This window comes from Yersinia aldovae 670-83 (assembly GCF_000834395.1).
GTDB lineage: Bacteria > Pseudomonadota > Gammaproteobacteria > Enterobacterales > Enterobacteriaceae > Yersinia > Yersinia aldovae.
This window is the reverse complement of record NZ_CP009781.1, coordinates 2,819,283-2,831,619: the sequence shown is the minus strand read 5'-3', so window position 1 is coordinate 2,831,619 and position 12,337 is coordinate 2,819,283. Positions and strand designations below refer to the sequence as shown.

Sequence of the window (12,337 nt, the reverse complement as noted above, 5' to 3'; positions counted from 1 at the left end):
AGACTATTCACTCCCTGTCGATTGCGCTAATTCTGCCAACAGCGGCCAGCGGGCCATCATTTGTGTTAATCGTTCCTGACGGACAATGTCGATATAACTTAATTTAGGTAATGAGAACGCTCGACTTAATGCTAGTAGATCATCTTGAGCTTCGAGTGAAGTTTTTGCATGAAATCGATTTATTATAGTCTTCATTTATTATCCGCCTTTGAAAAATAGGCTATGGTAATTAAGTATAGCAATTAAAAAAGTATACTTTCTCTGGCAGGACAAGTCTTAAATTAATATCAAGGCAAGAACATTGGTTAATGCTTACTGCAATGTTACAATTGTTCCCTGAATTTATCCAGCGGTTGGCCTAATAGCACTTTAACGAAAGAAGAAAAAGAATCTATGCCACGATCTTTCTCATTAGGCGTTCAAAAAATCTGGGATGAATTAGCCGTAATCCAGGCTCCCGGACTCTATTGGATCAATATTGAGCGCCAGATAGACGCCAATTTGTTTTGTCAGCAAATTATTAGAAATCAACCTGAGAAAACACGGGCAGCATTGATTTGCTCAGGGCAAAATCCTGAGAAATTACTGACAAATATCGTAGGATTCGGCCCAGCTAAATTACCGCTATTCACCCTTCCAGCCCAAAGAAAAGCCCTACAACATTTAACCAGCGATTTAATGCGTGCGTTGCGCCCGCAACAACGTTTATTCATTCTGTTGGCACCGGCCAGTTTGTGGCACACCCATACCCGTGAAGAGATGCAACAATGGCTGCAACATACGCAGCAATGGCTGGATGAGCAGCAATGTACGCTGATAGTGCTCTGTCACGGCACTGGCGTAAATAAAGTAAAAAATCAGTTAGTCAGCCAGCACCGTTATTTACAGGGGCTATCCAGCCTGCAATGGCAGCAAGATAACGCGCAGTATATTGTCTCTTGGTGGAACACTGAAAAAGGCGTGGCCGCTAACCAATCAGTGTTGCTGGAGCCAAACGAACAAGGCTGGAGTATGGCGGTGCAAGTGCAGGAAGCCCTGCCACAGTCACGCAATGACGAACATTTGTATTTGGCGGAAAGCCATGTACTGGAAGGTGCGCCGCCCCTATCAAGTCACTGGCAATTATTTGATTCTAATGAACTATTAGCACAGCGAGCAATAAACGCTCATGCATCAACTGTCATTTTTGCGTTGACTCAAAGTGAGCAAATCGACGAAATGGCGCATCAAATTCATAATTTGCGCAAGCAACGCAGCAGCACGATGAAAATTGTGGTGCGTGAAATGAATGCCAGCCTGCGTTACAGCGATGAACGTTTGTTACTGGCCTGTGGTGCTAATCTGATTGTTCCCCATGTCGCGCCACTATCACGCTTCCTGACCATGCTGGAAGGGATTCAGGGGCAGCGCTTCTCACGCCACGTACCGGAAGATATTAACTCCTTACTGGAAGCATTACGCCCGCTCCAGCGAAAGGGCTATCTGCCCCCGGCTGAATTCTGCCAGGCGGTGCTGCAACTGATGAATAACACGCTGTTGCCTGAAAATGGTAAAGGTGTGTTGGTGGCTCTGCGGGCCGTTCCGGGGCTACAAGCGCGGCAAGCACTGACACTGTGCCATCTGCGTCGCTACGGTGATGTGGTCACCGTCGCCGATAATCGGCTGGTTCTATTCCTTTCAACCTGCCGCATCAACGATTTAGATACAGCACTGAGCTATATTTTCCGTTTGCCGGTCGCAGAAGCGTTCAGTAACCGGCTGGTGTGGTATCAAGATCAGGAAATCATCTCTGAAATCAATCGGATGAATACCCCAAACGCATTGCAGGCAACGGGGGATAAAAAAGCGTACACACCTGAAGTCAGCGAGCGAGAAAAGTCGGAGGTCGCCCGTCATGTGCCGGTGCCGTTGACGCTCAATACGACTCACCGCAAGGAGCCAGCTCAATGAATATCAACGATATTTGGCAAATCCTGCTGCTTGGCGCAGTGATTTTCTTCCCGCTGGGTTATATGGCACGTCGCTGGTTTCCAGCATGGTGGCAGAAAAAACAGCACCTGATCTTATCCGCACGCTATTTAAAATCAGAAGGGGTCTGGTTACGTGATGGCTCCTCTTCACTGACTAAGAAATAACCATGAACGAAAAAAATAAACAGCAAGAATCGCAAAACCCTTGGCGCTACTGGCGCGGCCTTGGCGCGTGGAACGTCTATTTCCTGCTAAAATTTGCCCTATTGTGGTTTGGTTACCTCAACTTCCACCCTTTGGCCAACTTGGTGTTCCTCGCTTTTCTGCTGTTTCCGATCCCGGCGTATCGCGTCCACCGCTGGCGTCACTGGATTGCTATCCCAATAGGTATTGGCTTGCTGTACCACGATACCTGGTTACCGGGCATCAATAGCATTATGAGCCAGGGTTCTCAGCTAACGGGTTTTAGTACGAGTTATCTGATCGAGTTATTTGACCGTTTTATTAACTGGTCTATGATCGGTACTGCCTTCGTGATTCTGGTGGGATATCTGTTTATTTCACAATGGATTAGGGTGACCGTTTTTGTTGTGGCGGCAATTATTTGGCTGAATGTCGCTACCCTCGCTGGCCCCGCATTTTCGTTATTGCCCGCAGCACAAACTACCACGGTGGCAGCACCCGCAGCAGATACCGTACAACCGGCAAGCACGGCTCCAGGCAGTAATCAGGCCGTAGCCAGTGGCCCACCGACAGATGCTAACCTAACCGCCTATCTGAACGCATTCTATGAGCAGGAGAAAACCCGTCGTACGACGTTCCCTGCGTCACTACCGGCGGATTCACAACCATTTGATTTATTGATTATTAATATTTGTTCATTGTCGTGGTCAGATATTGACGCTATCCAGTTAGACAAACACCCGCTATGGAGCAAGTTCGATATTCTGTTCAAGAACTTCAACTCCGCGACCGCCTATAGCGGCCCGGCGTCGATCCGCTTGTTACGAGCCAGCTGTGGTCAACCATCACACAAGGACCTCTATCAGCCGGAAGGTCAGCAATGCTACCTGTTTGATGACTTGGCAAAACTGGGTTTCACATCACAGCTAATGATGGATCACTCTGGGGTATTCGGTAACTACCTGAAAGACATTCAGGAAGATGGCAATATGCGTACACCACTGATGTCACAAAAGGGCATCAGTAACCAGTTGGCCTCCTTCGATGGTGAGCCGATTTACAACGACCTGGAACTGCTGAATCACTGGCTTGAGCAGCAGAAGAAAGGCGGTGATACTCGCAGCGCAACCTTCATGAATATCATCCCGTTACATGATGGTAACCGCTTCATTGGCACCAACAAAACAGCCGATTATAGTACTCGCGCTAAAACCTTGTTTGACCAACTAGATACCTTCCTTGATGAGTTGGAGAAATCAGGTCGTAAAGTCATGGTGGTGGTGGTGCCGGAGCACGGTGCCGCGCTGGTTGGTGATAAAATGCAGATGTCAGGTCTGCGCGATATCCCAAGCCCAAGTATTACTCACATCCCAGTTGGCATTAAGTTGATTGGCATGAAAGCACCACAACCCGCCAGCCCGGTGATGATCAACACACCAAGTAGCTATCTGGCGGTTTCTGAGCTGGTGTCACGTATGGTTGATGGCAAAGTATTTACAGCAGCCAGTGTCGATTGGCAAACCCTGACACAGGGGCTACCGGAGACTGCTCTTGTCTCAGAGAACGATAATGCCATTGTGATTCAATATCAGGGTAAACCTTATATCCGGCTGAATGGTGGGGATTGGGTCCCCTACCCTCAGTAAATATCAGTACATTTATTGTCTGAATAGTTTGGCTAAGGGTGCATCTATTGCACCCTTTTTTATTTTTGTCTGAAGGTAAAATAAATGAAGCAGGATAATACTCACGTCAGGTAACAAATAATACTCTGAACTTTCCGGCCAAAAATGTGATGAAATTCACTTTACGTTAAATCTTGCAGAGTTAATCACAGATCTCGTTTGGCGCGTTATTTGAATTTACTTATGTCATACTGTTTACTATTGCATGATTATTTATTAACAAGGCAATTAATATATTTATAGCCCCATAGTTGACATAATTACGTTATAACTCGAATGAAAATAGCGTTGTTCCGATATAAAAAAACGCCGGATAACCGGCGTTTGGCGTTTAAAATGCTATATCTTGCCTATAAACACGTATTAGGCTTTTTCCGCCTCATCCTGATCGACGGCAAAACACGCCACCATCTGGTCACCATATTGCTTTAATTGCGGCTGCAACTGAGTACAAGTGCCAAACGCCCGCCGACAACGTGCATTAAACGCACAACCCGGCGGTGGGTTCATTGGGCTAGGCAGTTCGCCGGTCAACTTAATACGCTCGCGGCGCATATCCGGATTCAATCGTGGCGTAGCAGATAACAATGCTTGGGTATAAGGGTGACGCGGGTTATTGAAAATGGCCTCTTTACTGCCTTTTTCAACACAACGCCCCAAATACATCACCATCACTTCATCGGCAATATGTTCAACCACTGACAGGTCATGGGAAATAAAGACATACGACAGCCCCAGTTCTTGCTGTAAATCCATCATCAGGTTCAATACTTGTGCCCGCACTGATACATCCAGCGCAGAAACCGGCTCATCGGCAATCACAATATCGGGATTCAACATCAACCCACGCGCAATGGCGATACGCTGGCGCTGGCCGCCGGAGAACATATGCGGATAACGGTCATAATGCTCGGTTTTCAGGCCAACTTTTGCCATCATCGCCAATGTCTTTTCGCGGCGCTCTTTGCTACTAAGTTTGGTATTGATTTGCAGCGGTTCTTCCAGGATCTGCCCCACTTTCTTACGCGGGTTCAACGAACCATAAGGGTTCTGGAACACAATCTGGATTTTCTGCCGCCGCAGCTTTTCAGCACTCTCATCTGGCTTGAGCAAATCCTGACCTTGGTAGTAAAGTTCCCCACCAGTTGGGATTTCTATCATGGTCAGTAAGCGGCCGAGAGTGGATTTACCACAACCAGACTCACCCACCACCGCCAATGTTTTGCCGCGTTCTAAAGTGAATGAAACACCGTCCAGAGCTTTAACCAAGCGCTCCGGCGCAAAGAATCCTTTTTTGACCGGATAGTATTTCTTTAAATCAATGGCTTGTAACAGCGGCTTGGATACCTGTGATTCATTTTTCATATCAGTAGGTTGACTCATAGGGTCGGCCTCCCCGCATCATCGAGCGGTGTATGGCATTTAACCTGACGCCCCGCTGGCCCCAGCAGTTCTGGCTCTTCACGGCGGCAACGATCATTAGCATATGGGCAACGTGGGTTCAGCAAGCACCCGTCAGGACGGTCATATTTACCCGGAACCACACCCGGTAATGATGCCAACCGCGCTTTATCCTGTGCAAACTCAGGCAATGCACGCAGCAATGCCTGCGTATACGGATGACGCGGTGCGCGGAAGATTTCCGATGCTTTACCGGTTTCCACCACCTGACCGGCATACATCACAATAATATGATGAGCCGCCTCAGCCACCAGTGCCAGGTCATGCGTAATCAGCAGCAGCGCCATATTTTCGCGCTGTTGTAATTCCAGCAGTAACTCAATAATTTGCGCCTGAATGGTCACATCCAGCGCGGTTGTCGGCTCATCGGCGATCAGCAGTTTTGGCTTACACGCAATGGCCATAGCAATCATCACGCGCTGGCTCATCCCACCGGAAAGCTGGTGTGGATACACATCCAAACGCGACGCCGGGTCAGGAATACCCACCAATGTCAGCAAATCCACAGCCCGCTGATGACGCGTTTTACGATTGCCGCCCTGATGTACCTTCAGCGCTTCCATTATCTGGAAACCGACGGTATAGCACGGGTTAAGGCTGGTCATCGGGTCTTGAAAGATCATCGCCACTTCCGCGCCCACTAATTGACGCCGCTCTTTTTCAGAAATCTTGGTCAGGTCGCGGCCATTAAACTCCAGCTTATCGGCCATCACTTTTCCGGGGTAATCAATCAGCCCCATGATTGCCAATGAACTGACTGATTTACCAGAGCCAGATTCACCGACAATTCCGACCACCTGACCTTGCTCAATGCTGTAACTGATACGGTCTACCGCTTTGAACGGCGCACCTTCGTCACCGAAATGCACCGACAATTTATCTACATTTAAAAGTGCCATCTCTCTACCTCTGTTACTGCTTGAGTTTGGGGTCGAGAGCATCACGCAGGCCGTCCCCCATCAGGTTAAACGCCAGAACCGTCAGCAGAATCGCCACACCGGGGAAGGTCACGACCCACCAGGCGCTTTGGGCAAACTGCAACACATCAGAGAGCATGGTGCCCCACTCTGGTGTTGGCGGTTGTGCACCCATGCCGAGGAAGCCGAGAGCCGCCATATCCAGAATGGCGTTAGAGAAGCCGAGAGAAGCCTGCACGATCAACGGCGCAAGGCAGTTTGGCAAAATATTGATAAACATTTGGCGCATCGCACCCGCACCGGCCACTCTTGAGGCCGTGACGTAGTCGCGATTCACCTCAACCAGCACCGCGGCTCGCGTCAGTCGCACGTAGTGCGGCAAGGCGACAAAGGTTAGCGCCAACGAGGCATTCACAATGGAAGGGCCGAATACCGCCACCAACACCAGTGCCAGCAACAGGCTTGGCAGTGCCAGCATGATATCGACCACTCGCATGATGATGGCATCGACAATCCCACCGAAATAACCGGCCAGTAAACCGAAAACCACGCCCATCACCAGCGATAGAACCACCACCAGACAACCCACCAACAGCGAGAGGCGAGCACCGTACATCAGGCGGGACAAGACATCGCGGCCCACATCATCGGTACCGAGAATGAATTTCCAGCTACCGCCGGCTTCCCAAACTGGGGGCTTTAGCAATGCATCGCGAAATTGCTCTGCCGGCCCGTGTGGGGCAAGCCAGGTAGCACCTGCGGCAATTATTAGCATAATAATGATGTAAAACAGGCCGATTACAGCCCCTTTATTGCGCTTGAAATAGTGCCAAAACTCCTGCAAAGGAGTCATCGGCTTCGGCGCACTTTTTACTGTAGACTCAGTAAGTTGAGACATTCTGCGCCCCTTATTTCTTGTGACGAATACGCGGATTAACTACGCCATAGAGCACATCTACCAGCAAGTTAACTAAAATAATCATGATCGCGACCAGCAACACTCCACCCTGAACCACCGGGTAATCGCGGCGTTGCAAAGCATCCATCAACCAGCGCCCTAATCCCGGCCAGGAGAAGATGGTTTCCGTCAAAATCGCCCCCGCCAGCATGGTGCCGACCTGCAAGCCAATCACGGTCACCACCGGCAATAAGGCATTGCGCAAGGCATGGACCACAATCACTCGCATCCGACTCAAACCTTTGGCGCGCGCGGTGCGGATATAATCCTCGCCCAACACTTCCAGCATGGAAGAACGGGTCATACGCACGATAACGGCGAGAGGAATGGTGCCTAATACAATCGCTGGCAAAATCATATGCATCACGGCGTCTTTGAAATCGCCCGGCTCACCCCAAATAAGGGTGTCAATCAGCATAAAACCAGTCAACGGCAAACTATCGTCGAGGAATACGGTATCGCTGACACGCCCCGAGACGGGGGTTAGGTTCCATTGCACCGAAACCAGCATGATCAGCATGATGCCCCACCAGAAGATGGGCATTGAGTAACCGGTCAGGGAGATCCCAACGGCCGTGTGATCAAATATTGAACCGCGTTTGACGGCTGCCAACACACCGACCGGGATACCCACCGCGATAGCAAATAGCATCGCGCAGATACCCAGCTCCAGTGTCGCTTTGAAGCGGGGAACAAACTCTTCCCAGACAGCAATACGGCTTTTCAGCGAGATGCCGAGGTCACCATGTAATACGCCATTCACATAATGGAAGTATTGTTGATAAAGAGGCTTATCCAGCCCCATTTCCGCCATGATTTGAGCATGACGCTCGGTGGAGATTCCGCGTTCCCCAGCCATGATGGTCACCGGGTCACCCGGGATCATATGAACAAAAGCAAAGGTCAGCAAAGTAATGCCGATAAACGTTGGGATAACTAACCCCAAACGTCGGAGTATGAACTGCAACATATCCCGAACTCTCTGTGTAGAATGCCAGGCCGCTCGTGGGCAACCCAGCTTATTAAACCTCCCCAATAAGCTATTTTACTTGCCATTTTGACCTAGGGCAGTGCTCACCACCGTCACGTACTGCGTGTACGCTCCGGTGCTTGCGCGCTGTCCATGCCCAAAATTTCTGCGACAATAACACTTATTGGGAGAGCTTATATGGCTCACATCTGTATCTGTCTTAACCTAAATACGAAACCGGCGAATATGCTTTTACACACATTCACCGGTTGTCTACAAGGTTAAAATCAATCCAGGGACACGTTCTCGAAATGGTGTTTACCCAACGGATCAACCACATAACCCTTCACTTCTTTACGCACCGGCTCATACACGGTTGAGTGAGCCACAATCAGCGCTGGCGCTTGATCGTGCATCACAACCTGAGCTTGCTTGTAAAGTGCGACACGCTTGTCATGGTCAGCTTCAGCGCGTGCCGGCTGGATCACGTCTTCAAACGGCTTATAGCACCACTTGGAGTAGTTAGAACCTTGTTTGGCCGCATCACAGCTAAACAGAGTCGCGAAGAAGTTGTCCGGGTCCCCATTGTCCCCAGTCCAACCCATCATCACCGTTTCATGCTCGCCGTCTTTGGCACGTTTGAGGTATTCGCCCCACTCATAGGTTACGATTTTGGCTTTCACGCCCACTTTCGCCCAGTCAGACTGGATCATTTCAGCCATACGACGTGCATTTGGGTTGTACGGACGCTGAACTGGCATTGCCCACAGGTCGATGGCGAAACCATCTGGCAGGCCGGCTTCTTTCAACAGCTCTTTCGCCTTAGCCGGATCATAAGCATAATCCTTCACATCATCGTTGTAGCCCCACATAGTTGGTGGGATCAAGTTCTTGGCCGCCTGGCCAGCACCTTGATAAACCGCTTCGATAATCGCTTCTTTATTTACCGCCATCGTCAATGCCTGACGAACTTTGACATTATCCAGTGGCTTTTTCTCAACGTTGAAAGAGAGATAACCGACGTTCAGGCCCGGTTGCTCCATCAGATTGATGGTTTTGTCTTCTTTCATGCGAGCAATGTCAGCCGGGTTCGGATATGGCATAATCTGACATTCATTTTTCTGCAATTTGGCATAACGCACTGATGCATCTGGGGTAATAGAGAAGACCAGACGATCAATTTTCGGTTTGGTGCCCCAGTAGCCATCAAAGGCTTTGTACAGGATGCGAGAATCTTTTTGATACTGTTGCAACTGGAACGGGCCGGTGCCGATAGGGTTCAAATCGACTTTTTCCGGTGTACCCGCTTTCAGCATGTTGTCAGCATATTCAGCCGACAGAATTGACGCGAAGTCCATCGCCAGGTCAGCCAGGAATGGAGACTCTGGGCGCGCCAGTTCAAAGCGAACCGTGTTGTCGTCAACTTTAACCACGTTGGTGATCAAATCACCCATCCCCATACCCTGGAAGTATTCATAGCTGCCGCCAGACACTTTATGGTACGGGTGTTTGTCATCTTTCTGACGCATGAAAGAATAAATCACATCATCGGCATTGAGATCGCGGGTCGGTTTGAAGCCTTTGTTATCCTGCCACTTCACCCCTTTACGCAGGTGGAAAGTGTAGGTTTTACCATCTTCGCTAACATCCCACTTCTCAGCCAGGCTAGGTTCAATTTCGGTAGTCCCGAGTTTGAATTCAACCAGACGGTTGTAGATAGGAACTGAACTTGCGTCATAAGTGGTGCCAGAGGTGAAAAGCTGCGGGTTGAAACCTTCCGGAGAACCCTCAGAACAATAAACCAATGTCTTTGCTTGTACACTGGCCGCTACGGTCAGTGCAATCAGCCCAATACCGAATTTCAGTATCCCTGTTTTTCCCAAGGAAATCGTCATCGCTTGTGCTCCATTATGGTGATGTGTGTTGTGTATACGGCCAGACCCTATAATTTTTTAGTCCGCGGACTGTACCGTTTTGGCCCATTGGCCGTAGGGATGTGGGATTGAGATGCCGGATAAGAACCTATCGCGACCACAATATTGGATGTGTTAAATCAGCCAAACTGCTCTCGATTACTCCCCCTGAGGCTACCAATTTGGCAACTGTTGATGGCAACGTCAATACGGTCTGAGTGGATTTATCGAGACAATGAGAAACAGCGAGCAAACATAAAAAAAACCTCCCGTTAACATTATTAGCATGAAAAATTATGCTAGCGCTGAGTTACCAGTTCAATCGACTGGCTAACTTAAATAAAGCAGTGGCAACATCCAATGACAAACAGAAAAACTTTGTTGCCAAATGATGCATATCCGTTCGGATTTTTTTGTAGTTTCGACAGAAAACAGGAGGAAATGCTGCTACGACAGCCGATAAGTGACGTGAATGCTGTCACATTCAGCCATATCCGCCAACATCTTGCGTGCCGTTAAAAAAGCGAAAGTCAGATGTGGCTCCCTCCTCCAACCAAACTCTGGCAAGGCTTCATATGAAGTCGCACCAAAAGAGTGCCCATAATCTGTGCATTATGCCGGAAGAGGTATAAACAGATGATCCGCTCACCAAAAGGGGGCTGACTCAGCCGATGAGTAAAACAGGGTTGATGCGCAAATTTGCCAGAAAAAGGCGAAAAAAAACCCTGACTTGACAGTCAGGGTTCTTAAATTTGGTCGGCGAGAGAGGATTCGAACCTCCGACCCACTGGTCCCAAACCAGTTGCGCTACCAAGCTGCGCTACTCGCCGAATCGGGGCGCATCTTACTGCTACCACTCTGGGGCGTCAATCATTTTTTAACAACCCGCGAGTAACTGCTGTTAAAAACGCCACTCACGGTTAAAACCCCATCATGTCGCCTTGAATCAAGCTCTGACTGGTTTCAACTCAGGCGACTGCGCCCGCAAGAAAGGCAGCAAGAAGAAGGCAGATAAACAGGCCGCGACCGAAATCACCACAAAGAAGCCATTCCAATGCCAAACTTCCATCACACGAGCAATAGGATAGCCAGACAACGCGGCTCCTAAGTAGGCGAACAGGCCAACAAACCCCGTCGCGGCACCTGCGGCATCCTTATGAGAGCACTCAGCGGCAGCCATACCAATCAGCATCTGTGGGCCGAAGATGAAGAAACCGATGGCAAAGAAGCAACCTGCCTGCAATACATAACTGACGCCTGGCATAATCCACAATGACGCGACAGAGAGGAAGATACCAATAGCAAAAATCAGGTTCATCGGCCCACGGTTACCACGAAACCACTTATCAGAACCCCAACCGGCCACCAGTGAACCAATAAAACCGCCCACTTCAAATAAGGAGATCGCCGAGTTAGCGGTCATCAACGAATAGCCTTTCTCTTGCGTCAGATAGAGGTTGCCCCAGTCGTTGATGGCAGTACGCACGATATAAACCAGCACATAGGACACGGCCAGCAACCAGATATATTTATTGGTTAACACATAGCGTTTCACAATTTCTTTGTTCGATAAGCCCTGGCCTTCCGATTCCTGCACCAGCTCCATCGTATCATTACGCCATTTACCCACACTTGGCAGCCCCATCGTGCTCGGCTTATCACGCAACCGCCAGCACATCAGCAAACCAATCACCACACCAATAATTCCGGGGATAATCATGCCGTAGCGCCAGCTAAAATGCAGCGAAATAAAACCAACCAACAAGGGAATTAACGCACCGCCAAAGTTATGCGACGTATTCCACATGGCCCACCAACCACCGCGCTCTGAGCGTGAATACCACGTCGTCAGGATTTTGGAACAGGGCGGCCATCCCCAGCCTTGGAAGAAAGCATTAAGTATCCATAAGGCACCAAACACCAACAGCGACGAACTCATACCGAACAGGATATTGATAATCCCGGTCATAACCAGCCCAATCCCCATAAAGTAGCGCGGATTTGAACGGTCACTGATCATACCGGAGATGAATTTAGAGCAGCCGTAGGTGATATAAAACAGCGTGCCTAAAATCCCGACATCCGACATGCTCAACCCCAGATCACTGAGCATGGCAGGCATAATGAAGTTGAAGCTTTTACGGGTGAAGTAAAACGCAGCGTAGCCGATATACATCGTCCACATTAATTGAATACGCCAATATTTATAAGTCGAATCAATTTGCTTTTGATCCGTCACCGGCGGCACGTTATCGTGACTTTTGAGGAAAAACCACATGT

The 12,337-nt window shown here is 49.2% G+C and carries 10 protein-coding genes and 1 tRNA gene; 3 read left to right on the top strand and 8 right to left on the bottom strand.

What is annotated here, in order from left to right:
* Positions 1-3: 3 nt before the first annotated feature.
* Complete coding sequence (gene bcsR, locus AT01_RS12840) at positions 4-195, bottom strand: cellulose biosynthesis protein BcsR (RefSeq protein ID WP_004699576.1); 192 nt, start codon at positions 193-195, stop codon at positions 4-6.
* Between the two features lie 198 nt (positions 196-393).
* Here bcsR and bcsE point away from each other — a divergent pair, with 198 nt between their 5' ends.
* Genes bcsE through bcsG form a run of 3 tightly spaced genes read left to right on the top strand, consistent with a single transcriptional unit; the run spans position 394 to position 3,799 of the window.
* Positions 394-1,950 (top strand): cellulose biosynthesis protein BcsE, encoded by a 1,557-nt coding sequence (gene bcsE / locus AT01_RS12835; protein ID WP_042547428.1) that lies wholly within the window; start codon positions 394-396, stop codon positions 1,948-1,950.
* The gene (gene bcsF / locus AT01_RS12830) at positions 1,947-2,135 is read left to right on the top strand and encodes a cellulose biosynthesis protein BcsF (RefSeq protein WP_042547427.1); all 189 of its coding nucleotides are present in this window, start codon (positions 1,947-1,949) and stop codon (positions 2,133-2,135) included. Before bcsE ends, bcsF begins: the two co-directional genes overlap by 4 nt.
* Positions 2,136-2,137: 2 nt before the next feature.
* A complete protein-coding gene (gene bcsG, locus AT01_RS12825; protein WP_042547426.1) occupies positions 2,138-3,799 on the top strand; it encodes a cellulose biosynthesis protein BcsG in 1,662 nt (553 codons plus the stop codon).
* 402 nt (positions 3,800-4,201) lie between these two features.
* Here bcsG and dppF read toward each other — a convergent pair whose 3' ends face one another.
* The 7 genes from dppF to uhpC all read right to left on the bottom strand — a co-directional run bounded on the left by dppF (position 4,202) and on the right by uhpC (position 12,335).
* Positions 4,202-5,203, bottom strand: a complete 1,002-nt coding sequence (dppF, locus tag AT01_RS12820; protein ID WP_042548614.1) for a dipeptide ABC transporter ATP-binding subunit DppF — start codon at positions 5,201-5,203, stop codon at positions 4,202-4,204.
* A gap of 14 nt (positions 5,204-5,217) precedes the next feature.
* Positions 5,218-6,198 carry a dipeptide ABC transporter ATP-binding protein gene (gene dppD / locus AT01_RS12815; protein ID WP_004699571.1) on the bottom strand — a complete coding sequence of 327 codons (981 nt, stop codon included), beginning with the start codon at positions 6,196-6,198 and terminating at the stop codon, positions 5,218-5,220.
* 13 nt (positions 6,199-6,211) lie between these two features.
* Positions 6,212-7,114 (bottom strand): dipeptide ABC transporter permease DppC, encoded by a 903-nt coding sequence (gene dppC, locus AT01_RS12810; RefSeq protein WP_019081649.1) that lies wholly within the window; start codon positions 7,112-7,114, stop codon positions 6,212-6,214.
* 10 nt (positions 7,115-7,124) lie between these two features.
* Complete coding sequence (gene dppB / locus AT01_RS12805) at positions 7,125-8,144, bottom strand: dipeptide ABC transporter permease DppB (protein WP_032819080.1); 1,020 nt, start codon at positions 8,142-8,144, stop codon at positions 7,125-7,127.
* Between the two features lie 287 nt (positions 8,145-8,431).
* Positions 8,432-10,039, bottom strand: coding sequence for a dipeptide ABC transporter periplasmic-binding protein DppA (gene dppA / locus AT01_RS12800; protein ID WP_042547425.1), 1,608 nt, complete (start codon positions 10,037-10,039; stop codon positions 8,432-8,434).
* A 771-nt stretch (positions 10,040-10,810) separates the two neighbouring features.
* Positions 10,811-10,887, bottom strand: a tRNA-Pro gene (locus AT01_RS12795).
* A gap of 116 nt (positions 10,888-11,003) precedes the next feature.
* Positions 11,004-12,335: an MFS transporter gene (gene uhpC / locus AT01_RS12790; RefSeq protein WP_042547424.1), complete on the bottom strand. Its 1,332-nt coding sequence runs from the start codon at positions 12,333-12,335 to the stop codon at positions 11,004-11,006.
* Positions 12,336-12,337: the final 2 nt, after the last annotated feature.